Consider the following 26,496-nt stretch of genomic DNA (forward strand, 5'->3'; position numbering starts at 1 on the left):
CCAAAGCATCATGACCACCATTGGAATTTTCGGCGGCACGTTCGATCCGATTCATTTCGGTCATCTGCGCACCGCTTTTGAATTGCTGCAAGCGCTGCGTTTGAACGAAATGCGCTTCATGCCCGCAGGCACCCCGCCGCATCGTGACACTACGGTGGCGGACGCGGAGCAACGCCTCGCCATGGTCAAAGCCGCGACCGAAGGCCAGCAAGGCTTCACTGTCGACGACCGCGAGATCCGCCGCGAAGGACTGTCTTATTCGGTCGATACCATGCGGACGCTGCGAGCGGACTTTCCCGACCACTCGCTGTGCCTGATCGTCGGCATGGATGCATTTTTGGGCTTGCCGAAATGGCATCAGTGGCGTGAACTGCTGGAACTGGCGCACCTGGTGGTGGCGCATCGTCCGGGCTGGCGCGCGCCGAGCATGGGGCCCTTGGGCGAGTTGCTGGTGGATCGAGGCACGGGCCGCATCAACGATCTGCACGAGCAGCGCGCCGGGTGTATCTATATTCATGCGGTGACGCAGTTGGAAATTTCGTCCACCGAAGTGCGCAAGCTGATCGCCATGGGGCGAGATCCGCGCTATCTGATGCCCGATTCGGTCCGGGCGATCATCGAGCAGACCGGCTGTTACAAGACGCAAGCCAAGAGGTGAGCATGGCCGTCAAGCGAGCGAAAACTTCCCGATCCAGTTCCGGCGCCAAGAAAAAGGCTGCCAAAGCGCCGGCCAATGTGACCAAGCTGAGCACCGCCCGTAAGAAGCTCGCAAGCAAGGGGCCGGCGCCGGCAGCGAAGAAGAAGGCGGCGCAGAGCAAGGCGCCCGCGGCCGTGGCGGCCAAGCAGCAGCCTGTCGTGAGTGTCGTGGAGAACGCCCTCGATGAAATGAAGGCGATCAACGTCAAGGTGCTGGCGGTGAACAAGCTCACCGACATCACCGACACGATGATCATCGCCAGCGGCAATTCGGATCGTCACGTGCGCTCCATCGCCGATCGAGTGGTCGAGCACGCCAAGAAGGCGGGCTTCCGGCCGATGGGCGTGGAAGGCGAGCGCGACGGCGAATGGGTGCTGGTCGATCTGCAGGACGTGATCGTGCACATCATGCTGCCGAAGGTGCGTGAGTTCTACCGGCTCGAGAGCCTGTGGGACGTGAGCGCCGCGCGTCGTGAAGCGGCCGAGCAGAGCGCGTAAGTTAAGTTGCCCGTGTCTGACCCATGCGGTTGATCGTCGTCGCCGCCGGCACGCGTCTGCCTGACTGGGTCAATGCTGGCTTCGAAGAGTACGCCGGGCGCTTCACCCGGGACTACAAGCTCGAACTGAAAGAAATCGCGCTCGGCCAGCGCGCGGCGTCGGGCTCTCCAGCGCAAGCCATCGCCAAAGAAGGCGAGAAAATGCTCGCCGCCATTCCTCAAGGCGCGTACGTGGTGGCTCTGCAGGTCGGTGGCCGTTCCCTGTCCAGCGAGCAACTCGCCCAGTTTTTACAGACTCGCGCCCGTGACGGTCGCGACGTCGTCTTCTGCATCGGTGGCCCGGAAGGACTCGCTCCTGAAGTAGACGCTCGCGCCGAGCTCAAATGGTCGCTATCGGCTTTGACGTTACCGCACGCGTTGGCTCGCGTGGTGCTTGCTGAAGCGCTCTATCGCGCGGTGACCATCATCAAAGGTCACCCCTACCATCGCGCTTGATCAAACTTTCAAGCGCGCCAACTCGGCGACGGCCGAAGCCACGGTGGGGAAGCGTTCGTTGGGATCTTTCGCCAGCATGCCGTCAATCAAGCGTTGGAAGCGTGACAGCGAGTCGGGCAGCACGGGGATCGGGTCGTTGCGGTGGGATTGGATGATGGCGATCACCGACGGGCCTTTGAACGGGCGCTGGCCGGTGAGCATTTCGTAGAACATCACGCCCAGGCTGTAGATGTCGCTGCGCTGATCGACGTCGGCGCCTTCGGCTTGTTCGGGGCTGATGTAATAGGGCGAGCCGCGCACTTCGCCGGCACTGGTGTGCGACGTTCCGAGATGCTTGGCCAGGCCGAAGTCGATGAGCACGATGCGCCCATCGGGTCGCATCATGACATTGGCGGGTTTCAAGTCGCGATGACATAGGTTAGCGGCGTGCAATGCCTGCAGCGCCGCGGCGATCTGCAGAAAAATATCCACGCTGTCTTTCGCTGTCATCAAATTGCGAATGCGCAGCTCGAGGCTGCCGCCGGGAAAATATTCGGTCACGATGTAACGAAAGTCCTCGCCGTGACCCCAGTCGTAAACATCGACGATGGCCGGATGTTTGATGCGCATCAACAGCTCGCGCTCGCGCTCGAAGCGCTGTTCCTCGCCGGCTTCGAGGCTCGACAACGGACCGGTGCGTAGCACTTTGATGGCGACGTTGTGACCTAACTCCACCGACAAGGCCACGTGCACCTCGGACTTCGGCGAGCGTGCGATGGTCTGCAGGAAGCGATAGCCGGGAATACTTGGAAACGGTTGACTATGCATCGGCCGCATCGAGTAGAGAACATCCTTAGATTGAATCTTCGTAGCGATTCCTTGCCACACTGCCAGATGCAAACGCAGAGGACGAGGTTATGATAGGAACCGGCCACGGCATTGGCCAGGACGGGATCGAAGGTATGGCGACAGTCATGGAGTCCAGCTACTCAATCGATGCCAGCGCGAACCTGATATGGCTCAAAGTCTGGGGCGAGTTGACCGCGGATTCGTTGATCGAATTACTCAATCGGACACGCGCCGATCCGCGGTACATGCCCGGCATGCACACCATCGCGGATTATCGCGAGGCGTACGGCGATTGGGACTATAGCGAGATCCAGCGCTTCCGCGACTATATTGTGCATATCGCGGTCCCCTGCGAAGTGCGCTGGGCCGCAGTATTCAAACCCGGCAACCTGGCGGCCGCCGCTCATGTGCTGATTCTGATCAGCGAGGCGGTGGGGGCGGACATCAGCATGCGCATCTTCGAGGATCCATCGGCGGCTTTGCGCTGGGTGCGCGGCGAAGATCGTCCGGGAGCGGACATGAAGCACGAATTCCTGAACGGGCGGGTCGAAGTTCGCACCGGCGACATCACCGGTCTGCGGGTGGACGCCGTGGTGAACGCGGCCAATTCCACTTTGCTCGGCGGCAGCGGCGTCGACGGCGCCATTCACAGTCGCGGCGGCCAGGAAATCCTGCAGGCCTGCCGGGAACTGCGCGAGACGTCCTATCCGCAGGGCTTGCCGCCCGGCGAGGCGGTGCTGACGACCGCGGGCAAATTGCCGGCGCGCTATGTCATTCATACGGTCGGGCCGATCTGGGGACGACATCAGCAGCCCGATGCGCTGCTCGCGTCCTGCTACAAGAAGTCCATCCTGCTCGCGGCCAACCATTCGCTGGGTTCGGTGGCATTTCCCGCCATCTCGACCGGCGCGTATGGCTATCCGAAGGACGAGGCTGCGGCCGTGGCGTCGACCGCGATCATGGAAGCGCTGTCGCAAACGGATTCCATCGAGCGGGTGTCGCTCGTATTTTTCTCCGACGCGGATCGAGACGTCTTTCTGGCCAATCAGCAGTTCTGAGAAGCAGCTCTCAGCCCACGATTCAGGGGCTATTAATTTCCGCCTCTGAACAATGTCCCTGACGCGCTCCGGCAGGTATCCTTCGGTGCATGTCAGTACCTCCAAGTTCTTCCGCCAAGCCGTTGATCTATCTGGCCTCGGCGTCCCCCCGACGCAGCGCCTTGCTGGCCCAGATCGGGGTCGCGCACCGAGTCGCGCCAGTGGCTGTCGACGAGTCGGTGGACGGCGCCGAGGCGCCGGAAAAATATGTCACGCGGCTGTCCGCGCTGAAGGCCGACACACTTTGGCAAAGTCTGCCGGCGGAGCAGCGCTTGCCGGTGCTCGGCTCGGACACCTCGGTGGTGGTCGATGGCGCCATCCTGGGCAAGCCGGCCGACGAGCACGACTGCGTGCGCATGTTGCGGCTCCTGTCCGGACGCACTCATCAGGTGCATACGGCCGTAGCGGTACGCAGCGCGGCCGGCAGCGAAGTGCGACTAAGCGTGAGCGATGTGACTTTCCGCGATCTCACGACGGCGGAAATGCAGGCTTACTGGCGCAGCGGCGAGCCCGCTGACAAGGCGGGTGGATACGCCATCCAGGGCCGCGGGGCCATTTTCATCCGACACATCGCCGGCAGCTATTCCGGCATCATGGGGTTGCCGTTGTTCGAGACCGCTGAGCTGCTGGCCGCCCACCGGATCGTCGTTCAGGCGAGTGAGGTTCAAGGATGACCGCCGAGATCCTCATCAACATCAGCCCGCGCGAAGCGCGCGCCGCCCTGGTCGAAAACGGCGTGCTCCAGGAAATCTTCCTCGAGCGAGCCAACAAGCGCGGCCTCATCAGCAATATTTACAAGGGACGAGTCTCGCGAGTGCTGCCAGGCATGCAGGCGGCGTTCGTGGACATCGGCCTCGAGCGCACCGCCTTCCTGCACGCCTCCGATATCGTGCATCCGGCAGTGGGTGAGAACGGCAGCCCCGACCAGCCCGTGGACGAGGGTCGCACGCCCGACATTCAGACTCTGGTCAGCGAAGGTGGCGAAATATTGGTGCAGGTCTTGAAGGACCCGCTGGGCACCAAGGGCGCGCGGCTGACGACGTTCATCACCATCCCGTCGCGCTATCTGGTGTACATGCCGAAAGGCCGTGGCATCGGAATTTCGGCGCGCATCGAAGATGAAGCTGAGCGGCAGCGTCTGCGCGAGGCCGCCAATCTCTTCGTCCGACCCGATGAACCCGGCGGTTATATCGTGCGTACTGCTGCTGAGGGCGCGACGCCAGACGCGTTGCGCGCCGACATGATGTTCCTGCAGAAGCTGTGGACGGTGCTCAGCGAGAAAGCGGCCAACACACGGCCCGGCAATCTCGTGCACGAGGATCTGCCGTTGCCGGTGCGAGTCATGCGCGACGTGGTGTCGAGCGGCATCGAGCACGTCGGCGTCGATCAGCCCGAGACGCACCAGCGCATGATCGAGTTCGCACGCACCTTCATGCCGGAGATGACCGAGCGCATCGAGCTGTATCGCGGCGAGCGGCCGATTTTCGATCTGTACGGCGTCGAGGACGAAATCCAGAAATCGCTGGAACGCAAGGTGCCGCTGAAGTCCGGCGGCCATCTGATTTTCGATCAGACCGAATCGATGACCACCATCGACGTGAACACTGGCGCCTATGTCGGCCAGCGCTCGCTCGAAGAGACGATTTTCCGGACCAACCTGGAAGCGGCCGTGGCCATCGCGCGGCAGCTGCGCCTGCGCAACTTGGGCGGCATCATCATCATCGATTTCATCGACATGGAAGAGGAGGAGCACCGTAAGCAGGTGCTGCAGGCGCTGGAGAAATCGCTGTCGGCGGACCACGCCAAGAATCACATCTCGTCGGTGTCGCCGCTGGGCCTGGTGGAGATGACGCGCAAGCGCACACGCGAGAGTCTTGAACATATGCTGTGCTCGGCGTGTCCAACCTGCGAAGGTCGCGGCTTCGTCAAGACCACGGAAACAGTTTGTTACGAGATCTTCCGTGAGATTCTGCGACAGTCGCGCCAGTTCCAGTTCCAGGAGTTGATGGTGTTGGCGCACCAGGACGTGATCGAGCGTTTGCTGGATGAAGAATCGGCGGCGCTGGCCGAGCTCGAAGTGCACACCGGCAAGCCCATCCGTCTTCAGACCGAGGCGCTGTATCAACAGGATCAGTACGATGTCGTATTGATGTGATCGAAGTGTGACGTCCCGTTCTAATGTCTCCTCGCCCTCGACAAGTTGCTAAATGGCTGCTCGGCGCCCTGGTGGTGCTCGCCATTGTCGTGGGCCTGTTGTTCGCCACGTTCGGCTTCATCGTCGGCCGCGTGCCGGAGTATCGAGTACAGCTGCAGGACTGGATCGGCGAGCGCAGCGGGTTGATCGTCGAATTCCGGACACTGAGCGCGCGGCTGCGTTTGTATGGACCGGAGCTGGTGTTCGACGACGCCGTGGTGCGTACGCCGGATCGCACTCGCACGCTGTTCGTGGCCAAGCGCGGCAGCGTCGGCTTCGATCTGTGGAATTCCATCGCCAACGGTCGTCTCACGGCGGGGCGCTTCGCGCTCGAGGCGCCGGAGATCGCACTGATCCGCACGCGCGAGGGCAAGATCCAACTGCTGGGGCAGAGCGCTCTGCCGGAACGCGAGATCAAGCCGATCGCGTTGGAACAATTGCCGACCGGCCGCTTCGTCGTGCACGACGCAGTCGTGAGCTTTCGCGACGAGATCACCGGGCGCGGTCCGTGGTCGCTGTCGGGCGTGAGTTTCGATCTCACGCGCAGCAGCGATTCGCTGGAGATGAATGGCGCGGCCTCGTTGCCGCCGGCATTGGGGCACGAGCTGAAATTCTCAGCGACCGCCGATGGCCGCATCGAACAGTCCAATGCGCTGCTGTCGACCTTCAGCATCCAGGGCGAGAAGCTGGATCTCGCCGGTTGGGCCGATTTGCTGCCCGATGCATGGCCGGCGCCGGAAAGCGGTCATGGCGCCGTGCGTGTCAGTGGTGCGCTCAAGGGCGCCGAGCTTCTGCAATTGTCCGCGGCGGTCGACGTGGGACAGCTCACAACGGCGCTGCCAGTGTGGACCATTCCACTGCCGGTGGCGGCTCCGCTGGTGCCGCCAGTTTCAAACGATGAACCGCCGAAGCCTGCTCCGCAGCCGCCGAAACATCCCATCGAGCCCGAGCCGGCGCCAGTGGTCGAAGAGCCACCGCCCACACCCGAAGTGTTGAGCTACACGCGCCTGGCCTTTGCACTGAACGCCCAGAAATCAAACGATCGATGGAGCGTGACGCTCTCGGACCTCGACGCGACTCGTTCCGACTCGTCCTGGAAGGCGAAGAAAATCGAGGCGCGGTGGTCGCGCGGCGAACATGGCGCGCTCAAGGTCAGCGGTGAAGCGGATCGAGTGGCGTTGGACAACATCTGGCCCTGGCTCGCCTACTTGCCCGAAGGCGAAGGTCTGGCGCGCGTGCGAGCCTCGCAAGCGAAAGGGGCGCTCAACGATGTGAAATTCTCCTTCGCGCGCACTGCGCCCGATGTTGCCGCCACCTACTCGGTGCAGGCCAAGCTCGAAGGCATCGGGATGGCCCCGGTGTTGCGTACACCGGGCTTCAGTGGCATCAGCGGCAATCTCGACATCAACGATCAAGCGGGCCAGCTGCAGCTGGCGTCGAAGCAGATCGAGTTCAATCTGCCGCGAATGTTCCGTGAAGTGTTGTTCGCCTCGTCCGCCGAGGGCGTGGTGTCCTGGCAGCGGACCGACGCCGGCTTGGTGGTGAGCACGGATCAGTTGCGAGTGCAGGGCGAGGATGGGCGCGCCGTGGCTCGCATGCATCTGACTTTGCCCAGCGACGGCGGCTCGCCGGTGCTCGATCTGTTCGCGCAAGGCGAGGATCTGAAGGTGAGCTCGACGCGCAAATATCTGCCAGCGGACAAGCTCGGGCCCAAGACGTTGGAATGGTTCGACGCCGCGCTGGTCGACGGCCGAATTTCCACGGCGGAGTTCCAGTACAAGGGACCGATGCGAGCGTTTCCGTTCCGCAAGAACGAAGGCACGTTCCTGGCGCGAGCTCAGGTGGAGAACGCGCTGTTCAACTATCAGGAAGGCTGGCAGCCGGCGCGCGAGCTGGCGGCGCAAGTGGAATTCCGAAATCAAGGCATGAGCGTGCGCGCCACCGCCGGCCTGGTCGGCAATGTTCGCGTGAATCAGGCCACCGCCGAGATTCCAGATCTGAAAGACAGCGAGCTGTCGATCAAGGCGAGCGCGGGCGGCGATCTCGATGCGGGGCTCGCGTTCCTGCGCGAGAGTCCGATCGGTCCGAAGCTCGGCGAGACTTTCGCGCGACTCGGCGGGCGCGGGCCGATGACCGCCGATGTGCGGCTTGGGCTGCCGTTGAAGCGTCCAACAGATAACAAGATCGATGTGACGGCGCATTTCGCCGACGCCACCGTGACGATGCAAAAGGTCGTCGCTCCCGTGCAGGGACTGACGGGTGAGTTGACGGTCAAGAACTCGCTGATCGCCGCAGGGGACCTGAAGGGTCGATTTCTCGGCGGCCCGCTCGCCGTGAAGATCGAACAGCAGAGCGCGACCGCTGCGCAGCTCGAAGCTAACGGGCGGGCCGAGTCTGGCGAGCTGCGGGCTTTGTTTGCGTTGCCGGCGACAGTGAAATTGACCGGCGCCACCGACTGGCACATGAGCATGCCCATCGCCAGCGGCGATAGCGAGGTGGCGCGTCGTCGCAATATCAAGATCGATTCGAATCTGAGCGGCCTGGGCGTCGGCTTGCCTGAGCCTCTGGGCAAGAGCGTATTCGACGAGCGGCCGTTGCAGGTGGCCTTGGAAATAGACGACGAACAACTGCTGAGCCGCACCTCCTATGGCGACGTGCGGGCGCTGATTCGCCTGCGACAAGGCGACGATGGATGGATGCTCGACCGCGGCGGCGTGCGCGCGGATGCCATTGCGCCGGCACTGCCGAGCCATCGTGGATTGCGCATCGAAGGCAGCGTGCAACGTTTCGTGCTGGATGACTGGCTGGCGCTGCGGGGTACTCCTTCGAACAACAGTGCGATCCCATCCAGGGACGACGAAGACGCCAAGACGCTGTCGGACTATTTGCAGGCGGCCAACGTGCGCGTCGCCGACTTCCAATTGTTCGGTTATCGCTTCCCCGATCTGCGCGGGGTGTTGCAGTCGACGCAGAGCGGCTGGCGCATCGACGTCAGCGGCGAGAGCGCGGCGGGACAGGTGCTCATCCCTGAATCGTTTACGGGCTCGCAACCGCTGCGCGCCACCATGGAACGTTTGGTCATCGACAAAGCGCCGCGCCCGGAAGGCGAAACGAAAAAAGATGAAGATGAGGACCTGGACCCGCGCAACCTGCCGAACATGCAGGTGTACGTGAGCAACATGCGCGTGGGCACGCGAGCGATCGGGGCGGTTGAGTTGAAAGCAACGCGAGTCCCGCAAGGCATTCGCTTCGACAACGCAACCATCCTGGCCGAATCGGTGCGCGCCGATGCGAAAGGCGAGTGGTTGAAGACGGTCGACGGCTTGCATTCGACTTTGAATGCAACTATCGAGAGCAAGGACGTCGCCGCCACGCTGCGCGCGCTGAATTACACGCCTTTCATCGAAGCAAAGCGTGGCGCGATCAAAGCAGATCTGGCGTGGCAGGGTGGCTACGACGGCAACATTCTCGAACATGCTTCCGGCGCGATTCGCGTCGAAGCGGAAACGGGCCAACTCGTGAATTTGCAGCCCGGCGCGGGCCGTGTGCTGGGCCTGTTCAGCGTTGGCGCGTTGCCGCGCCGGTTGGCGCTCGACTTCAGCGATCTCACCGAGAAAGGCCTGGCGTTCGACACCGTGCGTGGCGATTTCGAATTACGCGATGGCAATGCCTACACGAGCAATTTGCTGTTGCGAGGACCGGCGGCCGAGATCGGCATCGCTGGCCGCACTGGATTAGGCACGCGCGATTACGACCAGACTGCTGTCGTCACAGGGAATCTCGGCGCGTCGCTGCCGGTCGCTGGCGCATTGGCGGGCGGGCCCGTGGTGGGCGCGGCCATTCTGCTGTTCTCCCAGGTTTTCAAAGAACCCCTGAAAGGCATCACTCGCGGCTACTATCGCATCACCGGCCCTTGGGAGGAGCCAGTGGTCGAACGGGTGGATGCGGCGGACGCCAAAGCAGATGCATCGGGTGACTAACGAGTGACTTCTAGAGTCGCTGTACTGCAAATGACCTCGGCTCCCGAGGTCGATGCCAATCTCACAACGGCGCGCGTCCTGTTGGAACGCGCTCGCGCCGAAGGCGCGACGCTGGCGGCGCTGCCTGAAAATTTTGCCATCATGGGCCGCAAGGAGACCGATAAGGTCGCCGTCGCGGAAGCTCCTGGCGAAGGCCCCATACAAGCGTTCCTCGGGCACTGCGCGCGCGAGCTGGGTCTGTGGATCATCGGCGGCACCATTCCGTTGCGGGTCGAGAACGAGCCCGAGCGTGTCGCGTCGGCGTCGCTGGTATTCGATGAGCGCGGTCGCTGCGTGGCTCGTTACGACAAGATCCATCTGTTCGACGTCGCCATTCCCAATCGAGAAGCGCCCGACAGGAACGAGCGCTATCGGGAATCCGCCACTGTCGCTCCAGGCAGTCAGCTCACCGTGGCGCCTACACCGGCAGGTCGCGTCGGCATGGCCGTTTGCTACGACGTGCGCTTTCCGGAGCTGTTCCGGATGTTGCAGGAGCAGGGGGCGGAAATCCTTAGCCTGCCTTCAGCGTTTACCGCACCCACCGGCAAGGCGCATTGGGAATTGTTGGTGCGGGCCCGGGCGGTCGAGAATCTGTGCTACGTCCTGGCCCCAGCTCAGAGCGGTATTCATCCGAACGGACGGGAGACCTGGGGAGACTCGCTGATCGTGGATCCGTGGGGCCAGGTCGTTTCCCGAGTCGCCGAGGCCGGTCCCGGCCTTGCAGTTGCGGAAATCGACCGCACTGTGCAACAAGAACTGCGCGAACGATTCCCGGCGCTGTCGCATCGGCGTTTTTCGATCGCGCCGCCCGCCTGACGGGCCCGATTGGCATAATGGCCCCCGGCCACTCCAGGAATACGCACGCCCTATGAGCACCACGCCCGTTTCCGTCGTCCACGATCGTTTGCACCTCGAATTGCCCAACGCGTTCAACGCGTCGCAGCCGTTGGAAGTCGCGCGTCAGGCGATTCTCGCGCCCTCGGGGTTGGACGAGGATCGTATCGCCGGCGTGCTCGGCAGCGTCATGGGCTACAGCGTCGACTACGCGGATTTGTATTTCCAGCTGAGCCGCGAAGAGTCGTGGTCGCTGGAAGACGGCATCGTCAAAGACGGCTCGCACAGCATCGAACAAGGCGTGGGCGTGCGTGCGCTGGCTGGCGAGAAAACCGGTTTCGCCTATTCCGACGAGATCGTGCTGCCGGCGTTGACCGAAGCTTCCATGGCCGCTCGCGCGATCGCGCGCAGCGGAGCAAACAAATCCATGCAGGCCTGGCGTTCGACGGCCGGTCATCAGTTGTATCTGCCGATGGATCCGCTCGAAGGGTTGAGTGACACCGACAAGGTGCAACTGCTCGAACGTATCGATCGCGAAGCGCGCCGTTTGAATCCCTGCGTGACGCAGGTGATGGCGAGTCTGTCGGGCTCGCACGAGGTCGTGCTCGTGATGGCCAGCGACGGCACGGTCGCGGCGGATGTCCGTCCGTTGGTGCGAATGAATGTTTCTGTGATCGTCGAGAAGGACGGTCGGCGCGAGCAGGGTTATGCCGGCACCGGCGGCCGTTATGGCTTCGCCAAGTTCCTGGAGAAAGATCGGTGGAAGGAGCTGGTGCACGAAGCGGTGCGCGGCGCGCTGGTCAATCTGGATGCGGTGCCCGCGCCGGCTGGCACGATGACCGTGGTGCTCGGCCCGGGTTGGCCCGGCGTGTTGTTGCACGAAGCCGTGGGTCACGGACTCGAAGGCGACTTCAATCGCAAGGGCACTTCGGCGTTCTCCGGGCGCATCGGCGAACAGGTGGCGTCCGAGCTGTGCACCATCGTCGACGATGGCACGCTCGGCTCGCGTCGCGGTTCGCTGAACATAGACGATGAAGGTGTGCCGACTCAGTGCACGACTTTGATCGAGAACGGCGTGCTCCGCGGATATATGCAGGACAAGCTGAACGCGCGTCTCATGGGCGTCGCTCCGACGGGCAACGGCCGGCGCGAATCGTTTGCTCACATGACGATGCCGCGCATGACGAATACATACATGCTCGCGGGCAAGCACGATCCGCAGGAAATCATCGGGTCGGTGCAGAAGGGGCTGTACTGCCGCAACTTCGGCGGCGGCCAGGTGGATATCACTTCCGGCAAATTCGTGTTCTCGGCCAGCGAGGCGTATTTGATCGAGAACGGCAAGCTGGGTGCGCCGGTGCGCGGCGCCACGCTGATCGGCAACGGGCCCGAAGTGATGCGCCGTGTGTCCATGGTCGGCAACGACCTGAAGCTGGACGAGGGCGTGGGTACCTGCGGCAAGGAAGGGCAGGACGTGCCCGTCGGCGTCGGCCAGCCGACGCTACGCGTCGACGGCCTCACCGTGGGCGGCACGGCGGCGTGATGTAAAAAGTCGCCGCCCGCGGTGAGCCGGGACACATCCCGGTATCCGCAGCCCGCTTCGCGCTGCTACGATTGCGCGGTCGCGGGCTGTGATTCTTTCCTATGTGGATTTCCCGTCCGATCTACGAGCTGCTGCCTTACCTGTACATGCTGATCGGCGTCAGCCTGCTGGCCGCGGCATGGCTGGTCGAGGCCCAGACCTGGCCCAGCATCTTCCTCACCGTGGGCGCACTGAGCCTGATGGGTGGTCTCGTGCTCTGGCTGCGTCGCAAGGACTACCGCACCAAACAAGCCGAATACGACAGCCGCTCCCTCGACGACAAGGTCTGAATAGCCGCTGCGCGGGCGAGCGCGGCTAGCGGCCCGATCCCAGTTCGTTCGCCTGCCGATCTTCTTCTTCGTGTTCTTCGTGCTCGTCCCGCTCTTCCAGCGGTTCGCCGTCGTCCTGGGCGAGGGTGGCGGCGTGGCCGCGGTCGGGGCCGTCGTGCATGAGTTGGACGGCGTCGTCGTCCACCTCGTGGAACGCCGTGCGGCTGCGGTTGGTGCGCTCGTCGAAATACATGATTTCGTGCTGGCCGATCTGCACCACGTCGCCGTCGTTCAGCATGCGGCGGCGGACGCGCTTGGAGCGCACGTAGATACCGTTGGTGCTGTTCAGATCTTCCAGCACCGACGTATGTATCGAAGTGATGATCTGCGCGTGATGACGGCTGATGTATTTGCTATCGATCTGCAGATCGTTGTCCGGCGTGCGGCCGATGATGAAGCGGCCCGGCGTGAGCTCGCGTTCGGCGATGGTCTGGCCGTTGAAGCCGACCAGGATGCGCCCGAGCACGATGCGCCGTTCGTTGGAGGGTTCGCTGCCGTTGGCGCCCTGCATGCCGCCGTTCATGCCGCCGGGCGCGCCGTGCAGCGCCTGCAGCTTCACCGAACGTTCGGCATATTCGACCCACTGCAATTCTTCGATCGCCGCTTTCACATCGTCCATGGTGACGCTCGGGCGATCCTGCGCGAACGCCGCCATCATCGCGGTGTCGGCCAGCGTGTTCACCAGGCGCGGAACGCCGCCGGTGTAGCGGTAAATCAAAGGAAATGTTTCCGGATCGAAAATCTCCCGGCCCTGCGAGCCGGCCACTTCCAGGCGGTGCTGGATATACGCCGACATGTCGGTCTTCGACAGCGCGGTGAGATGGAAACGCAGGCGGATACGTTGCGCCAGCTGCACCAGCCCCGGCGCATTGAGCTTGTCGTTCAGCTCCGGCTGGCCGGCCAGGATGATGCGCAGGACCTTTTCCTTGGTGGTCTCCACGCCCGACAGCAGCCGGATCTCTTCCAGCACCTTGTTTGACAGATTCTGGGCTTCGTCCACGATCAGCAGCACGCGCCGGCCGTTGGCGTATTGCTCCACCAGAAACTCGTTCAAGGTGGCCAGCAGCTCGGCCTTTTTCATCTTGAACGGCGAGAAACCGAACTGCACCAGCACGCTCTGCAGGAATTCGATGGCGGTGACCTGGGTCTGGTTGATCTGCGCCACCACCACGTCCTTCTCCAGTTCCTTCAGGAAGGTTTCGATCAGGGTGGTCTTGCCCGAGCCGATTTCTCCGGTGATCACGACGAAACCGTCGGTGAACCAGATGGTGGATTCCATGTACGCCTTGGCGCGCGCATGGTGCTTGGACAGGTACAGGAACTGCGGATCCGGCGTCAGCCGAAACGGCAATTCATGCAGCTTGAACAGTTCGAGATACATGCTGTGGTGATCTGTTCCTGTTGCGGCGGGCGGGTAGGCCCAGGCAGTTTACGAAAGAACCGTACCCCGACACAAAAATCACGGTCAATTAACCAGAATACGGCCCGGCGTAATGAGGGCCGGACCCCGCTGGGTTACATCTTCAGCTTGAGCAACTGCTGCAATGCCCGATCCCGGGCCGCCGGCGATGGAGCGTTGATGGTGCAATGTCCGAGCTTGCGGTTGGGCCGCGGTTCTTTCCCGTAGCTGTGAAAGTGTACGCCCGACACGCGCAGAATGTTCCCAAGCTCGGGAATGGTGCCAATGAAGTTCATCATTGCCGAGTGGCCATTCGCACGGGTGCTGCCCAGTGGCAGACCGAGGATGGCGCGCACGTGATTCTCGAACTGGCTGGTCTGCGCGCCTTCGATGGTCCAATGGCCGGAATTGTGAACGCGCGGCGCCATCTCGTTGGCAATCAGCTTGCCGCCCTTCACGAAAAACTCGATGGTGAGCACGCCGGCGTAATCCAGATGTTTCAACAGGCGGCGCATGTATGTTTCCGCCTGCTTCTGTAACGAAGCGTTTCGATACGGCGCGATGGAGTAGCGCAGGATGCCCTGCGAATGGGTGTTCGCCGACAGCGGATAAAACAATGTTTCGCCGCTCGTGCTGCGCACGCCGATGATGGACACCTCGCGCGAGAAATCGACGAAACCTTCGTAAATCAGCGGCACCGTGCCGAGCGCCTGCCACGCGGCTTCGATATCGGCCGGCTTGCGCAAGTAGAACTGGCCGCGGCCGTCGTAGCCGAGGCGGCGCGTCTTGAGCACGCCCGGCAAACCGATCTTTTCCACCGCCGCGTGCAGATCCTCGATGGAGTCGACCGCGGCGAACGGCGGCGTCGGAATCTTCAGCTGCTGGAACAATGTTTTTTCGTGCAGCCGGTCCTGCGAGGCGCCGAGCGCTTTGACCGGCGGCAGGAATGTTTTCTTGCTCGCGATCGGCTCGACTGCCGCGACCGGCACGTTCTCGACGTCGAATGTCACGACGTCGACTTCGTCAGCCAGCTCGGCGAGCTTGGCTCCGTCGTCGAATGCGCCAGGAATGATGCGGCCCACCTGGCCGCCAGGCGCGTCGCTGCTCTGATCCAGGAACACAAAACGTAAACCCAGCGGATAACCCGCCAGGGCCAGCATGCGTCCCAGCTGGCCCGCACCGATGATGCCGATTTTCATGGACGGGGAACGGAAGTGATGGACGGGTCGGGATTGGCGAGCACGCTGGCGGTCTGGTCGGCCCGGAACTTATCGAGCGCGGCGCGCACCGGCTCGTACTTGTTGGCCAGGATCGAGGCGGCGAACAGCGCCGCGTTGGTGGCGCCGGCCTGGCCGATGGCCAGGGTACCGACCGGAATGCCGGCGGGCATCTGCACGATGGACAGTAGCGAGTCGATGCCACTGAGCATTTTCGACTGCACCGGCACGCCCAGCACCGGCAGGCTGGTTTTGGCGGCCGTCATGCCCGGCAGGTGGGCCGCGCCGCCCGCGCCAGCGATGATGACCTCGAGGCCGCGCTCGCGCGCCTTTTCGGCGTAGTCGAACAGCAGGTCCGGGGTGCGATGCGCCGACACCACGCGCGTCTCGAACGCGATGCCGAGCCGCTGCAGGGTGTCCGCGGCGGGCTGCAAAGTCTCCCAATCGGACTTCGAGCCCATGATGATGCCAACTAACGGTTTCATAAGGGGCGGATTGTATCAGGGGGCGCGTGACAGGGCGTCGCGCAGGAGTCGAAACAGCTCGCGGCCCGCCGGTGTGATTTTTTCCTTCGAGGTCTGCTGTTCCTTGCGGGCGCGCTCGGTCAGCTTGCTCACGGCATTGCTGTCGGCCTGCGGAAATTCCGCCTTGAACGAGGCTACGGCCTCGGCGCCTTCGCGCAGCAGCCGGTCCCGCCATTCCTCGATGCGATGGAAGCGGATGGCTTCGACCCGCTCGCGGTTGCGTTTGGCTTCGAGCGCCTCGCGGATGGGCTCGGCGTCGAGCTTGCGCATCAACTTGCCGATGTACTGTTTCTGCCGGTAGAGGCCCCCGTGCGCCGTGATCCGACGCGCCAAGAGCACGGCATCGCGCAGCTGCTCCGGCAATGGCAGCGCGTCCAATTCGCTATCCGAAAGCTCGATCAGCGCTTCGCCCAACGCCTGCAGGTCGTCGCTGTGACGCTTGCGCGCGCTTTTACTGGGCCGGCTGTCGTCGTGGTCGGCGTCGTCGGTCATGTCAGGACAGGGCTGGTATGGGGGCGCAAGGATGCGTGCACGGCCGGCCGCATGCAAGGTCAGCCCGACTGATACAATTGGGCGATGGCTCAAGTTCCCAGCACCGCCTCCAACCAGCTCAGCCACTCGCAACAGGACCTGCAGGACCTGGTTGCCCTCGCCATCGAGGAGGGCCGTCGCCTCGGCGCCACCGAATCCGAAGTCGGCATCAGCGTCGATACTGGCCTGTCGGTGACCGCGCGCTTGGGCGAAGTGGAAACACTCGAGTATCAGCGCGATCGCGGCATGGGCATCACCGTGTACCGCGGTAAGCGCAAGGGCACGGCGAGCACGGCCGATCTGCGGCCGCAGGCGATCCGCGAAACCGTCGCCAAGGCGTTCAGCATCGCCGGATTCACCGCCGAGGACGAATGCGCGGGCCTGCCCGACCCAGAAGATCTGGCGAAAGAATTCCCCGATCTGCAGCTGTCACATCCCTGGGACATCGAGCCCGATGCGGCGCGTGATCTGGCGGTCGCTTGCGAAGCCGCGGCGCTCAATGCCGACAAGCGCATTGGCAATTCCGAGGGCGCCACGCTGTCGAGTCATCGAGGCTTGCGCGTGTTCGGTAATTCGGCCGGATTTCTCGGTGGCTTTCCGAGCACGATTCACAGCTTGAGCTGCGTGGTGGTGGCTCAAGACAACGGCGAGATGCAGCGGGACTACTGGTACAGCTCGGTGCGCGATTGGCGCGAGATGGAAGACGGAGAGTCCATCGGCAAGCAGGCCGCGGCGCGGGCATTGCGTCGTCTGGATGCAAAGAAGCTGCCGACCACGACTGCTCCGGTATTGTTCGTTCCCGAGCTGGCGCGCGGTTTGATGGGACATTTCCTTGGCGCGATTCGCGGCGGTAGTCAGTATCGGCGTGCTTCGTTCCTGCTCGATGCGGCCGGCCAGCAGATCTTTCCGTCGTGGCTGCAAATTTCGGAGCGGCCGCATATTCCCAAAGCGCTCGCCAGCTCACCTTTCGACAGCGAAGGCGTGGTGACGCGCGATCGCGAGTTGATCAAGGATGGCGTGCTCACGGGCTATGTGCTCAGCACGTATTCGGCGCGCAAACTCGGTTTGCGCACCACTGGTAACGCCGGCGGAGTGCACAACCTGATCGTTTCTTCCGGCGCGGATGACTTCAATGCGCTGCTCAAGAAGATGAATCGCGGCTTGCTGGTGACCGAGCTGATGGGGCAGGGCATCAACGGCGTGACCGGAGATTATTCACGCGGCGCAGCCGGCTTCTGGATCGAGAACGGCGAGATTCAGTATCCGGTCAACGAGATCACCATCGCCGGCAATCTGAAAGACATGTATCGCGAGATCGTCGCCGTCGGTAACGACGTCGATAAGCGCGGCGGCATTCGCACGGGCTCGGTGCTGCTCGAGAAGATGACGATCGCCGGAGAGTGACGGCGATTCGATCAGGGACGAGGAGCGGATTTGGCCTGTTCGACCAGTTCGGCCACGGTCTTCCCTTTCAAGCTGTCCAATAACGCCTGCTCGGCGACGCGAGCCGCTTCGACCGCGGGCGCGATATCTCTGATGCGGCTGAGGCGCGGCCCCGCGGTCTCGTGCCGTACGGCGTCCAGCACATCGTTCAGCTCGATTGCATGCGGGTCTCGCGCCGGCACCCAACTATCGTCTTCGGCGAGCAATAGCAGTTTGCGGTTCTCCAGCGCGTCCACGATGGGGGTGAGCGCCGCGCCCGGCAGTTCGAGATGGTCGGCGAGGCGGTTCACGGTCCAGCGATGCTGGGCCGTGCGATAGTCGTTCACGATGAGATACATGATGGAGAGCGCGACTCGCTCGCGCAGGCTCGAATTCAGGCTGATCAAGCCGCGGCCCGGTCGCAGGTATTGCGGATTCTGCACGTAGAAGGCCAGCTGCGCGCCGAGCAGCAGAATCAGCCAGGAAACATACAGCCACATCAACGCCACGATGACGATGGCGAAGCCGGCATAGATCAGCGTCGTCGTGGTGGTGCTGGAAACGAAGCGCGCGATCACCATGCCGCTGAAGGCCCACGCCGCGCCGGCGGACACGCCGCCAATCAGTGCGGCGCGCAGCTGTACCTTGGTATTCGGTATGAAACCGTACATGAACGTGAACACGCCCGAGACCAGGACGTACGGCGTGATCCTGCCCAGCACCAGCAGCAACGTATCGAACGGACGATAATGGGACAGGGTCTCCACCACGCTCGTGCTGGCCAGAGTGGCGATCAATCCCAGCGCCGCGACGATGACGGCCGGGCCCACCACCATGACGCTCACATATTCGCTGAAGCGGCGGCCGAAGCTGCGCGGCTGCTCGACGCGCCACACGAAATTGAAACTTTCCTCGACCTTCTGCACGGTCGTGATCAGCGTGTACAGCAGGAACGTCAAACCGATGCCGCCCAGCACGCTGCCCTTCACGTTGTCGACGAAGCTCATCACCTGCGCGGTGATTTCATAGGCGCGGTCGCCGAGCGGCTCCAGGAAGCTGTACAGTACCGGCTCGAGCTCGCGGTGGTACCCCAGGCCTTTGAGCACCGAGAACGACAGGGCGATGATGGGCACGATGGAAAGCAACGTCGTGAACACCAGGCTCATGGCGCGCAAGGTGAGCTCGCCGCGAGTGATGTCGCGGATCAAGGCGTAGGGATAGCGCAGGATCCGTGTGAGTTTCCACAGCGGCCGGCCGATGATGGATTCCGGCGGCTCGAACAGCCAACATTCGAGGCGTGTCAGCAAGGGTGCGATCATGCGTCAGCAGCGTGACACGCGCCTGCTGCGGCGGCAAGTTAGGCAACCTCCAGTTATGAATTACACCTCGGGCATTTTTCCGTCCCGCATTGTCTGCCTCACCGAGGAGACCACCGAAACGCTGTACCTGCTGGAAGAGGACTGGCGCATCGTCGGAATCTCCGGTTTCACGGTGCGGCCGCCGCGTGCCCGGCGCGAGAAACCGAAGGTTTCGGCGTTCACCAGCGCCAAGGTCGATCGCATTCGCGAGCTGGAGCCCGATCTAGTGCTGGGCTTCTCCGACCTGCAGGCCGACATCGCCTCGGACCTGGTGCGGCACGGGCTGAACGTGCACATTTTCAATCACCGCGACATCACCGGCATCTTCGGCATGATCAGCATCCTCGGCGGCATGATCGGCTGCGAGGCCAAGGCTGCGCAGCTCTGCGCCAGGCTGGCCGAGAACCTCGAAGGCATTCGCGCCTCGGCGGCGCAGTTCAGTGTGCGTCCACGCGTGTACTTCGAGGAATGGGACGAGCCGATGATCTCGGGAATCCGGTGGGTCTCGGAACTGATCGGCGTGGCCGGCGGCGACGATTGTTTCGACGACCACTCGCGTCAGTCGCTGGCGAAGAATCGCATCGTCGCCGATCCGCTGGAGGTGGTGCGTCGTGCGCCCGATATCATTCTCGGCTCGTGGTGCGGGAAGAAGTTTCGGCCGGCCAGTGTCGCGGCTCGCGCAGGTTGGGAACATGTGCCTGCGGTCGCCAATGCCCAGCTGCACGAAATCAAATCATCCATCATTTTGCAGCCCGGTCCGGCGGCGCTCACCGACGGCGTGACCGAGATTCACCAGATCTTCAAGGCGTGGCAGGCGAGCCGATCGTGAAATAAAACGTCGCGCCCGCGTCGACCTGCGCTTCGGCCCAGATGCGGCCGTTGTGACGCGCGATCACGCGTTGCGCGGTGACGAGCCCGATGCCGCTACCCTGAAACTCCGCTTCGGGATGCAAGCGCTGAAACGGCACGAACAGCTTGTTCGCATACGCCATGTCGAAGCCGACGCCGTTGTCACGCACGAAATAAATCGGGCCGCCGGTGACGCCGGTCTGCACGCCGACGGACACCGCCGGTCGGGCGGCGCGAATGGTGTATTTCCAGGCGTTGCCGATCAAACAATCCATCGCCATGCGCAGCAGGCGTGCGTCGCCTTCGACGTGCATGTTCGGCGCGACGTCGAATTCAACGGTATGGCCGGGGAATTTTTCTTTCAAAGCCTCGCCGGCGTCGATGCAGATCTGCGTCAAATTCACGGGGCGAACGACCAGGTCCGCGGTGCTGATGCGCGATAAACTCAGCAGCGCCTCGATGAGGCCGGACATCCGCTGACTGGCGTCATGAATGCGCCGTAGATAGTGCAGCTGTTTTTCGTCGAGCCGGTCGGTGGCGGTTTCCTGCAGGATCTGGCTGAAGCCAGACAGGCTGCGCAGCGGTGCGCGCAGATCGTGAGAGACGGCGTAAGCAAACGATTCGAGCTCGCGATTGGCGGCTTGCAGCTGACGCGTGCGCTCGGCGACACGCTTTTCCAACTCGGCGTTCATCTGCTGCACTTCGCGCTGTGATTCGAGCAGCGCGGAGACGGCGGCGTCGTCGCGTCGCTTATGTCGTCTCAGCAGGATGTACAGCAGAATGGCCGAGCCGAGAATCGCCAGCCAGCCCTTGCTGGTTTGCAGGACCTGCAGCGTGCGCGGGTCCAGGCCCAGCCATTCCAACCAGCGATCGGTGACGAAAATCCAGATCGCCCCGGCCGCCAGATAGATCAATGCGATCGTTCGTGGCATGCGTTTGTGCGTCGGCCGGGTTGCAGCGGCTCAGGTGGTGAGGCGGCGCTCCGCCTCGGCGTATTTTTCCGCGGTCTTCCGCACGACCTCGGCGGGCAACTTCGGCCCCGGCGCGCGCTTGTCCCACGTCAATGTTTCCAGATAGTCGCGCACGAACTGCTTGTCGAAACTCGGCGGGCTGGTGCCAGGGCTATAGGTGTCGGTGGGCCAGAAGCGCGAGGAATCGGGCGTCAAGGCTTCGTCGATCAGCGTCAGATGCCCGGCGTCGTCGATGCCGAACTCGAACTTGGTGTCGGCGATGATGATGCCGCGAGTCAGCGCGTATTCGGCGGCGAAGCGATACAACGCGAGCGCGGTCGCGCGGACCTGCTCGGCAAGGCCGCGACCGATCAGTGACACGGTGCGGTCGTAGTCGATGTTCTCGTCGTGCTCGCCCAGTTCCGCTTTGGTGGCCGGTGTGAACAATGGCTCGCTGAGGCGATCGGCCTGGCGCAGCCCTTTTGGCAATTCGATACCGCACACCTTGCCGGTTTGCTGGTAATCCTTCCATCCCGAGCCGATCAGATAGCCGCGCACCACGGCTTCGATGGGCAGCGCCTTGAGGCGCCTCACGATCATGCTGCGATCGGCGATGGCCGCGCGCTCGGCGGGATCTTTGACCACGCTTTCCAGCGGCGTGTCCAGGATGTGATTCGGGATGATGTGCCTGGTCCGCTCGAACCAGAAGCGCGAGATTCGGGACAGCACCGCGCCCTTGCCGGGGATCGGGTCGGGCAGCACCACGTCGAAGGCGCTGAGCCGGTCGGTGGTCACGATCAGCATCTGCCGCTCGTCGATGGCGTAGACGTCGCGGACCTTGCCCTGATGAATGCGCTTCAAACTGCTGAGGCGCGACTCGAGCATGGGAGGGGAGGGCTGAGTCACGATGGGCTTACTCGATAAAAATTGAGAGGAAAAACACGGTTGACTGTCGGCCGATGGTGGCGGTGCACGAGGCTGCTACCATACCGGCTCAGTCAGTACTTGCTGACTAATTGTCGCAGTGGGTGACGAGGGCTTCAAGGCATCGATGTATTGGCAAGGTAAAGCATTGGGCGCGCTGATCGGCGGGGTGACCGCGGGTCCCATGGGCGCATTGTTCGGGACCTTCATCGGGCACCTGTTCGACGCTTCGGCGGAGAGCGGGCTCGCCGGTCGTCTGGGCAGTGGCAATGACGCCGATGAGGCTGACTCGGCAGCGGATGCCCAAGCGTCGACGATGGGCGTGCAGGAAGCGTTCTTCCGCGCGACCTTTCAGGTGATGGGCCACATCGCGAAGGCCGACGGGCGCGTCTCCGAAAATGATATTCGCGCCGCACGCGCCATCATGACCGAGTTCCAGCTGCGCGAGCGCGAGGTGCAGTTCGCCATCGATTTGTTCACTCAGGGCAAGGAACGCGAGTTTCCCCTGGAAGCCACGGTGCGCCGGCTGCGCAGGATGTTGAGCGACCGCCCCGAACTGCTGCGCATGTTCCTGCAGATTCAACTGCAGACGGCGTTGTGGAGTGGCAGTTTCAGTTCCGCCGCTCGCCAGGTGATGGCGCGAGTGGCCACGTCGTTGGGCGTCTCGCCCTACGAGTTGGTGCAAATGGAGGCGCTGCTGCGAATGACGCAGTCGTCTCGTCAACCGCCCGAAGCGGCTCCCAAGGTCGATAAAGTCGCGCAGGCCTACGAAGTGCTGGGTATCCCGAGCTCGGCATCCGACGCGGAAGTCACCAAGGCGTATCGACGCCTGATGAATCAAAATCACCCCGACAAGCTGGTCGCGCGCGGCCTGCCCGAGTCGATGATGAAAGTCGCCGAGGAAAAAACCCGGCAGGTCCGCGCGGCATACGAAGTGCTGCGTGAAGCGCGCGCGATGCGATAGATAGCGAGGTTCCCTCCCATGCAACCCTGGATTGCTCCTTCGATACTTTCCGCCGATTTCGCCCGTCTGGGTGAAGAAGTGAAAGCGGTGCTCGACGCCGGCGCCGACACGATTCATTTCGACGTGATGGACAATCACTATGTGCCCAATCTCACGATCGGGCCGCTGGTATGCGAGGCGCTGCGCAAGCACGGCGTCACGGCGCCCATCGATGTGCATTTGATGGTGAAGCCGGTGGATCGCATCGTTCCGGATTTCGCCGCTGCCGGCGCGACCTGGATCAGCTTTCATCCCGAAGCGACCGAGCACGTCGATCGCACCATAGGTTTGATCCGCGAACATGGCTGCCGTCCCGGCATCGTGCTCAATCCGGCGACGCCGCTGAACGTGCTCGATTACGTGCTCGACAAGGTCGACATGATCCTGCTGATGTCGGTGAACCCGGGCTTCGGCGGTCAGAAGTTCATTCCCTCCGCGTTGGCCAAACTGAGAAAGACGCGAGAAATGATTGCGGCGAGCGGTCGTGACATTCGCCTGCAGATCGACGGGGGAGTGAAGGTCGATAACATCGGCGAGATCGCCGCGGCAGGCGCCGATACCTTCGTCGCGGGCTCGGCGATCTTCGGTTCGAAGGACTACAAGAAGACGATCGCCGATATGCGTTCCAAGATCGCGCAAGCGATCAAATAATTATGCTCGCCAAGGCGACCAAGTGAACCCCTGAAAACACAGAGGCCGCTTGCGCGGCCTCTGGTTTATTTATTCCTCGTCCTCGTCGTCGAAGTCGTCGTCATCATCATCGTCGTCGTCATCATCGCGACGATTGTTAGGTGACGACGCGGCGGTGGCGGCGCCAGCGCGCCCCGCGGCGGCAGCCAGCGGCGGCTTGGTCTTCATCTTCGGACGCGCGCCGAACACGACGATGGTCTTGCCAGTGGCGCGCAGCAGGCCCTGGTCTTCCAGCACCTTCAACACGCGGCCCGCCATCTCACGCGAGCAGCCCACCAGACGCGACAGCTCCTGGCGGCTCACTTTGATCTGCATGCCTTCCGGATGAGTCATCGCATCCGGCTCGCTGCACAGGTCCATGATGGCGTGCGCGACGCGACCGGTCACATCGACGAAGGCCAGGTCGCCGAGCTTGCGGTTGGTGCGATCCAGACGAGTCGCGAGCTGAGTGGCCAGCTCGAACACCAGGCCCGGGCTTTCGGCCGCGAGCTGGCGGAAGCGGGGATAAGTCATTTCAGCGAGCTCGCACTGCTGGCGCGTGCGCACCCAGGCGCTACGCGTGGGCTGTTCGTAGAACAGGCCCATCTCGCCGAAGAACTGACCTTTGTTGAGGTAGGCGAGCACCATCTCGTTGCCTTCCTCGTCCTCGATCATCACTTCGACCGAGCCGCTCACGATGTAATAAAGCACATCGGGCAGGTCGCCGGCATGGATGACCACGGTCTTCGAGGGCACCGTGCGAATCCGGCAATAACTCAAAAACCGGTTGATCGCCGGAATGTCGCTCAATGGCCTTGCGCCCTCTTCCATACCCGCCCCTATGCGCCTTGTGCTTGTAACTAAATGACTCTAGGTGGATGACTTGACGACAATATGTCTTGCCGCGCCTTTTAATACAGTATGACCCAACATCGCAAGCTTTTCCTTACACGGCAAAACTTTACGTCGACTATTTGACGGTGTACCCCATGCTCGTTCAGCACTGGGGACACTACTCACAGCCAATACGCAGTTCGCGTCATCACTTTGGCGGTGAGCTTCATCAAAGCTCGCACCGGTCTCGGTAACTCGCGCCCGCCTGCCTGAATGGCGTTGCGACCATGACGCTCTTCGTCGGCGCTCATCTGCTGGATGATCGCCCGTGTACGCTGGTCGTCCGCCGGCAGCCGTTGCAAGTGTCCGTCGAGATGCTCGACCACCTGGCGCTCGGTTTCGGCCACGAAGCCCAGACTGATGCGATCGCCTGCCAGGCCGGCGAGGGCGCCGATGCTGAAAGAACCGGCATACCACAGCGGATTGAGCACACTGGTCCGGCCTCCCAATTCATGGATACGGTCGGCACACCAGGCCAGATGGTCGGTCTCTTCGCGCGCCGCTTCCATCAGTGAAGCCCTGGTTGCAGCGGTTCGCGAAACGAACGCCTGGCCTTGGTAGAGCGCCTGAGCGGCGATTTCCCCGGAGTGATTGATCCGCATGAGCGCGGCGGCATGCTTGCGAGCGGCGGGGCTATCGGCGATTTCGGGCGTTTCGGGCAGGTTCTCGGCCGGGTTCGGCCGGGCCGCGACATGGCTCGCGAACAGGGTGCGCAGAGTCTGGTCGGCGGGCGTCAGCAGGCGGTCGAGGAGGGTGTAGCGGCGGCCGCCGCCTTCGTCCGGAACCGGGCCGGAAGGGGTCGAGGTATGGGTCGTCATGGCGGGATTCATTATATATGTCGTGGGCGGCGGGACCGGCCCGGCGCCAACTCCCCCAAAATCCGACGCTTACTGCGTTTGCAATGGCTCGTCTCGTCCATTAGACTTGCCGGCCTTTTCGCCCCCTGGCTGGCAGGGGCGCGCTAGTTTTCCCGGAGATTTCAATGAGTACCGTCTTCGCCAATGCGCAAACGGTCCGTCGTGACTGGTACGTGATCGACGCGACGGGCAAGACCCTGGGCCGTCTGGCCTCGCAGGTCGCTTCGCGTCTGCGCGGCAAGCACAAGGCGGCTTACACCCCGAACTGCGACACGGGCGACCACATCGTGATCGTCAACGCGGGCAAGATCCGGGTCACGGGCCGCAAGCTGACGGACAAGTTCTACCATCACCACACCGGCTACATGGGTAACTTGAAGAGCACCAGCCTGGAAAAGCTGCTCGACAAGCACCCCGAGCGCGCCATCGAGTTCGCGGTCAAGGGCATGCTCCCGAAGAACCCGCTCGGTCGCAAGATGTTCAAGAAGCTGCATGTGTTCTCGGGCGACAAGCACCCGCACACGGCGCAGCAGCCCAAGGCGCTCGAGATCTAATTCATAGGTACGTATTCAGACATGGCCATCTCGACCAACTACGGCACCGGCCGTCGCAAGACCTCCACCGCCCGGGTGTTCCTGCGCAAGGGCTCCGGCAACATCCGCGTCAACGACCGTACTCTCGACGAGTTCTTCGGCCGTAAGACCGCGCGCATGATCGTGCGTCAGCCGCTGGAAGCCGTGAACCTGGACAGCAGCTTCGACGTCGAAGTGACGGTCAAGGGCGGCGGCATCACCGGCCAGGCCGGCGCCATCCGCCACGGTCTGACCCGTGCGTTGATCGAGTACGACGAGACCTTGCGCAAGACGCTGCGCGACGCGGGCTACGTGACCCGTGACGCCCGCGAAGTCGAGCGTAAGAAGGTCGGCTTCCGGAAGGCGCGTCGCGGTACGCAGTTCTCGAAGCGCTAATCCTGCTTCTGGGGGATCGTCTAGCGGTAGGACTACGGACTCTGACTCCGTCAACCTAGGTTCGAATCCTAGTCCCCCAACCAACCCACAGGCCCGCCTTCGGCGGGCCTGTTTGTTTTTGGCGGTCCGCTTTCACTGGTGTTTCGAAGAGGGCCTCGGTGGCTGGCAGCGCCTGGGGGAGGTATGTCCTCCCGGCACCGCTGCACCCGCCTCGCCACGCTGTCGCGTGTCGCCTGCTTGTACGTCCATGTAGCGCTATTGGGTCAACGTCCATGTTGATCCCAATTGCCGGGAGAACATACCTCCCCCAGGCGCTGCCTCCAGCTTTCGCTGTAGCAGCCGAGCTCTTCGGAGCGGTAT

General features: G+C 62.9%; 25 protein-coding genes, 1 tRNA gene and 1 pseudogene. 17 read left to right on the forward strand and 10 right to left on the reverse strand.

Going from position 1 to position 26,496, the window contains the following annotated elements:
- The first annotated feature begins 10 nt into the window (after positions 1 to 10).
- The 3 genes from nadD (at position 11) to rlmH (ending at position 1,688) form a co-directional block, all read left to right on the forward strand.
- The gene (gene nadD / locus VGD45_RS12475) at positions 11 to 658 is read left to right on the forward strand and encodes a nicotinate-nucleotide adenylyltransferase (RefSeq protein ID WP_331155636.1); all 648 of its coding nucleotides are present in this window, start codon (positions 11 to 13) and stop codon (positions 656 to 658) included.
- Positions 659 to 831: 173 nt separating this feature from the next.
- Positions 832 to 1,194 (forward strand): ribosome silencing factor, encoded by a 363-nt coding sequence (gene rsfS, locus VGD45_RS12480; RefSeq protein ID WP_414717579.1) that lies wholly within the window; start codon positions 832 to 834, stop codon positions 1,192 to 1,194.
- 23 nt (positions 1,195 to 1,217) lie between these two features.
- Positions 1,218 to 1,688: a 23S rRNA (pseudouridine(1915)-N(3))-methyltransferase RlmH gene (gene rlmH / locus VGD45_RS12485; RefSeq protein WP_331155638.1), complete on the forward strand. Its 471-nt coding sequence runs from the start codon at positions 1,218 to 1,220 to the stop codon at positions 1,686 to 1,688.
- On the opposite strand, the gene VGD45_RS12490 is transcribed toward rlmH, so the two are convergent.
- Positions 1,689 to 2,495 carry a serine/threonine-protein kinase gene (locus VGD45_RS12490; RefSeq protein ID WP_331155639.1) on the reverse strand — a complete coding sequence of 269 codons (807 nt, stop codon included), beginning with the start codon at positions 2,493 to 2,495 and terminating at the stop codon, positions 1,689 to 1,691.
- Between the two features lie 134 nt (positions 2,496 to 2,629).
- Between VGD45_RS12490 and VGD45_RS12495 the strand changes: the two genes are divergently transcribed.
- From VGD45_RS12495 to VGD45_RS12525, 7 genes are all read left to right on the forward strand, one after another.
- Entirely contained in the window at positions 2,630 to 3,574 is a 945-nt protein-coding gene (locus VGD45_RS12495) for an O-acetyl-ADP-ribose deacetylase (protein ID WP_331155640.1), read from the forward strand.
- 89 nt (positions 3,575 to 3,663) lie between these two features.
- A complete protein-coding gene (locus tag VGD45_RS12500) occupies positions 3,664 to 4,287 on the forward strand; it encodes a Maf family protein (RefSeq protein ID WP_331155641.1) in 624 nt (207 codons plus the stop codon).
- A complete protein-coding gene (gene rng / locus VGD45_RS12505) occupies positions 4,284 to 5,768 on the forward strand; it encodes a ribonuclease G (RefSeq protein ID WP_331155642.1) in 1,485 nt (494 codons plus the stop codon). Before VGD45_RS12500 ends, rng begins: the two co-directional genes overlap by 4 nt.
- Before the next feature lie 23 nt (positions 5,769 to 5,791).
- Positions 5,792 to 9,787, forward strand: coding sequence for a YhdP family protein (locus VGD45_RS12510; protein ID WP_331155643.1), 3,996 nt, complete (start codon positions 5,792 to 5,794; stop codon positions 9,785 to 9,787).
- A gap of 3 nt (positions 9,788 to 9,790) precedes the next feature.
- Positions 9,791 to 10,642, forward strand: coding sequence for a carbon-nitrogen hydrolase family protein (locus VGD45_RS12515; protein WP_331155644.1), 852 nt, complete (start codon positions 9,791 to 9,793; stop codon positions 10,640 to 10,642).
- A 52-nt stretch (positions 10,643 to 10,694) separates the two neighbouring features.
- Positions 10,695 to 12,203, forward strand: a complete 1,509-nt coding sequence (tldD, locus tag VGD45_RS12520; protein WP_331155645.1) for a metalloprotease TldD — start codon at positions 10,695 to 10,697, stop codon at positions 12,201 to 12,203.
- 101 nt (positions 12,204 to 12,304) lie between these two features.
- Positions 12,305 to 12,532, forward strand: coding sequence for a hypothetical protein (locus VGD45_RS12525; protein ID WP_331155646.1), 228 nt, complete (start codon positions 12,305 to 12,307; stop codon positions 12,530 to 12,532).
- A gap of 25 nt (positions 12,533 to 12,557) precedes the next feature.
- Here VGD45_RS12525 and VGD45_RS12530 read toward each other — a convergent pair whose 3' ends face one another.
- The 4 genes from VGD45_RS12530 to yjgA form a co-directional block, all read right to left on the reverse strand.
- The gene (locus VGD45_RS12530) at positions 12,558 to 13,952 is read right to left on the reverse strand and encodes an AAA family ATPase (protein WP_331155647.1); all 1,395 of its coding nucleotides are present in this window, start codon (positions 13,950 to 13,952) and stop codon (positions 12,558 to 12,560) included.
- 134 nt (positions 13,953 to 14,086) lie between these two features.
- On the reverse strand, positions 14,087 to 15,169 hold the full coding sequence (locus VGD45_RS12535) for a 5-(carboxyamino)imidazole ribonucleotide synthase (protein WP_331155648.1): 1,083 nt from the start codon (positions 15,167 to 15,169) through the stop codon (positions 14,087 to 14,089).
- Entirely contained in the window at positions 15,166 to 15,672 is a 507-nt protein-coding gene (gene purE, locus VGD45_RS12540) for a 5-(carboxyamino)imidazole ribonucleotide mutase (RefSeq protein ID WP_331155649.1), read from the reverse strand. The genes VGD45_RS12535 and purE overlap by 4 nt, the downstream gene beginning before the upstream one ends.
- Before the next feature lie 15 nt (positions 15,673 to 15,687).
- A complete protein-coding gene (yjgA, locus tag VGD45_RS12545; RefSeq protein ID WP_331155650.1) occupies positions 15,688 to 16,203 on the reverse strand; it encodes a ribosome biogenesis factor YjgA in 516 nt (171 codons plus the stop codon).
- 84 nt (positions 16,204 to 16,287) lie between these two features.
- Here yjgA and pmbA point away from each other — a divergent pair, with 84 nt between their 5' ends.
- Positions 16,288 to 17,646 carry a metalloprotease PmbA gene (gene pmbA, locus VGD45_RS12550; protein ID WP_331155651.1) on the forward strand — a complete coding sequence of 453 codons (1,359 nt, stop codon included), beginning with the start codon at positions 16,288 to 16,290 and terminating at the stop codon, positions 17,644 to 17,646.
- Positions 17,647 to 17,657: 11 nt separating this feature from the next.
- Here pmbA and VGD45_RS12555 read toward each other — a convergent pair whose 3' ends face one another.
- Complete coding sequence (locus VGD45_RS12555) at positions 17,658 to 18,983, reverse strand: YihY/virulence factor BrkB family protein (RefSeq protein WP_331155652.1); 1,326 nt, start codon at positions 18,981 to 18,983, stop codon at positions 17,658 to 17,660.
- Between the two features lie 55 nt (positions 18,984 to 19,038).
- Between VGD45_RS12555 and VGD45_RS12560 the strand changes: the two genes are divergently transcribed.
- Positions 19,039 to 19,851 (forward strand): ABC transporter substrate-binding protein, encoded by an 813-nt coding sequence (locus VGD45_RS12560; protein ID WP_331155653.1) that lies wholly within the window; start codon positions 19,039 to 19,041, stop codon positions 19,849 to 19,851.
- On the opposite strand, the gene VGD45_RS12565 is transcribed toward VGD45_RS12560, so the two are convergent.
- Positions 19,823 to 20,803 carry a sensor histidine kinase gene (locus VGD45_RS12565; RefSeq protein ID WP_331155654.1) on the reverse strand — a complete coding sequence of 327 codons (981 nt, stop codon included), beginning with the start codon at positions 20,801 to 20,803 and terminating at the stop codon, positions 19,823 to 19,825. The two genes, VGD45_RS12560 and VGD45_RS12565, sit on opposite strands and share 29 nt — an antisense overlap.
- A 30-nt stretch (positions 20,804 to 20,833) precedes the next feature.
- Complete coding sequence (locus tag VGD45_RS12570; RefSeq protein WP_349263262.1) at positions 20,834 to 21,706, reverse strand: phosphoribosylaminoimidazolesuccinocarboxamide synthase; 873 nt, start codon at positions 21,704 to 21,706, stop codon at positions 20,834 to 20,836.
- 166 nt (positions 21,707 to 21,872) lie between these two features.
- Here VGD45_RS12570 and djlA point away from each other — a divergent pair, with 166 nt between their 5' ends.
- Positions 21,873 to 22,709 (forward strand): co-chaperone DjlA, encoded by an 837-nt coding sequence (djlA, locus tag VGD45_RS12575; protein WP_331155656.1) that lies wholly within the window; start codon positions 21,873 to 21,875, stop codon positions 22,707 to 22,709.
- Positions 22,710 to 22,727: 18 nt separating this feature from the next.
- A complete protein-coding gene (rpe, locus tag VGD45_RS12580; protein ID WP_331155657.1) occupies positions 22,728 to 23,399 on the forward strand; it encodes a ribulose-phosphate 3-epimerase in 672 nt (223 codons plus the stop codon).
- Positions 23,400 to 23,612: 213 nt separating this feature from the next.
- Here the strand turns inward: rpe and crp are convergent.
- Both crp and coq7 read right to left on the reverse strand, forming a co-directional pair.
- Positions 23,613 to 24,248, reverse strand: a pseudogene (gene crp / locus VGD45_RS12585) (cAMP-activated global transcriptional regulator CRP); the annotation flags it as partial.
- 185 nt (positions 24,249 to 24,433) lie between these two features.
- Positions 24,434 to 25,129 carry a 2-polyprenyl-3-methyl-6-methoxy-1,4-benzoquinone monooxygenase gene (coq7, locus tag VGD45_RS12590; protein ID WP_331155658.1) on the reverse strand — a complete coding sequence of 232 codons (696 nt, stop codon included), beginning with the start codon at positions 25,127 to 25,129 and terminating at the stop codon, positions 24,434 to 24,436.
- A 164-nt stretch (positions 25,130 to 25,293) separates the two neighbouring features.
- On the opposite strand from coq7, the gene rplM reads away from it, so the two are divergent.
- From rplM to VGD45_RS12605, 3 genes are all read left to right on the forward strand, one after another.
- Positions 25,294 to 25,722, forward strand: coding sequence for a 50S ribosomal protein L13 (gene rplM, locus VGD45_RS12595; protein ID WP_331155659.1), 429 nt, complete (start codon positions 25,294 to 25,296; stop codon positions 25,720 to 25,722).
- Positions 25,723 to 25,743: 21 nt separating this feature from the next.
- Positions 25,744 to 26,136, forward strand: coding sequence for a 30S ribosomal protein S9 (rpsI, locus tag VGD45_RS12600; protein WP_331155660.1), 393 nt, complete (start codon positions 25,744 to 25,746; stop codon positions 26,134 to 26,136).
- A gap of 9 nt (positions 26,137 to 26,145) precedes the next feature.
- Positions 26,146 to 26,219 (forward strand) — tRNA-Gln (locus VGD45_RS12605).
- Positions 26,220 to 26,496: the final 277 nt, after the last annotated feature.

It is taken from the genome of Steroidobacter sp., assembly GCF_036402275.1.
In the GTDB taxonomy this organism is placed as follows: domain Bacteria; phylum Pseudomonadota; class Gammaproteobacteria; order Steroidobacterales; family Steroidobacteraceae; genus Steroidobacter.

Coding starts and splice junctions, on each gene's coding strand:
- djlA (WP_331155656.1), top strand. CDS start 21,873: ATGTATTGGCAAGGTAAAGCATTGGGCGCGCTGATCGGCGGGGTGACC.
- VGD45_RS12495 (WP_331155640.1), top strand. CDS start 2,630: ATGGCGACAGTCATGGAGTCCAGCTACTCAATCGATGCCAGCGCGAAC.
- VGD45_RS12555 (WP_331155652.1), bottom strand. CDS start 18,983: ATGATCGCACCCTTGCTGACACGCCTCGAATGTTGGCTGTTCGAGCCG.
- coq7 (WP_331155658.1), bottom strand. CDS start 25,129: ATGACGACCCATACCTCGACCCCTTCCGGCCCGGTTCCGGACGAAGGC.
- VGD45_RS12565 (WP_331155654.1), bottom strand. CDS start 20,803: ATGCCACGAACGATCGCATTGATCTATCTGGCGGCCGGGGCGATCTGG.
- VGD45_RS12530 (WP_331155647.1), bottom strand. CDS start 13,952: ATGTATCTCGAACTGTTCAAGCTGCATGAATTGCCGTTTCGGCTGACG.
- rlmH (WP_331155638.1), top strand. CDS start 1,218: ATGCGGTTGATCGTCGTCGCCGCCGGCACGCGTCTGCCTGACTGGGTC.
- rplM (WP_331155659.1), top strand. CDS start 25,294: ATGAGTACCGTCTTCGCCAATGCGCAAACGGTCCGTCGTGACTGGTAC.
- rng (WP_331155642.1), top strand. CDS start 4,284: ATGACCGCCGAGATCCTCATCAACATCAGCCCGCGCGAAGCGCGCGCC.
- VGD45_RS12490 (WP_331155639.1), bottom strand. CDS start 2,495: ATGCATAGTCAACCGTTTCCAAGTATTCCCGGCTATCGCTTCCTGCAG.
- VGD45_RS12510 (WP_331155643.1), top strand. CDS start 5,792: ATGTCTCCTCGCCCTCGACAAGTTGCTAAATGGCTGCTCGGCGCCCTG.
- rpsI (WP_331155660.1), top strand. CDS start 25,744: ATGGCCATCTCGACCAACTACGGCACCGGCCGTCGCAAGACCTCCACC.
- VGD45_RS12525 (WP_331155646.1), top strand. CDS start 12,305: ATGTGGATTTCCCGTCCGATCTACGAGCTGCTGCCTTACCTGTACATG.
- VGD45_RS12570 (WP_349263262.1), bottom strand. CDS start 21,706: ATGCTCGAGTCGCGCCTCAGCAGTTTGAAGCGCATTCATCAGGGCAAG.
- VGD45_RS12535 (WP_331155648.1), bottom strand. CDS start 15,169: ATGAAAATCGGCATCATCGGTGCGGGCCAGCTGGGACGCATGCTGGCC.
- VGD45_RS12560 (WP_331155653.1), top strand. CDS start 19,039: ATGAATTACACCTCGGGCATTTTTCCGTCCCGCATTGTCTGCCTCACC.
- nadD (WP_331155636.1), top strand. CDS start 11: ATGACCACCATTGGAATTTTCGGCGGCACGTTCGATCCGATTCATTTC.
- purE (WP_331155649.1), bottom strand. CDS start 15,672: ATGAAACCGTTAGTTGGCATCATCATGGGCTCGAAGTCCGATTGGGAG.
- pmbA (WP_331155651.1), top strand. CDS start 16,288: ATGGCTCAAGTTCCCAGCACCGCCTCCAACCAGCTCAGCCACTCGCAA.
- VGD45_RS12500 (WP_331155641.1), top strand. CDS start 3,664: ATGTCAGTACCTCCAAGTTCTTCCGCCAAGCCGTTGATCTATCTGGCC.
- rpe (WP_331155657.1), top strand. CDS start 22,728: ATGCAACCCTGGATTGCTCCTTCGATACTTTCCGCCGATTTCGCCCGT.
- yjgA (WP_331155650.1), bottom strand. CDS start 16,203: ATGACCGACGACGCCGACCACGACGACAGCCGGCCCAGTAAAAGCGCG.
- tldD (WP_331155645.1), top strand. CDS start 10,695: ATGAGCACCACGCCCGTTTCCGTCGTCCACGATCGTTTGCACCTCGAA.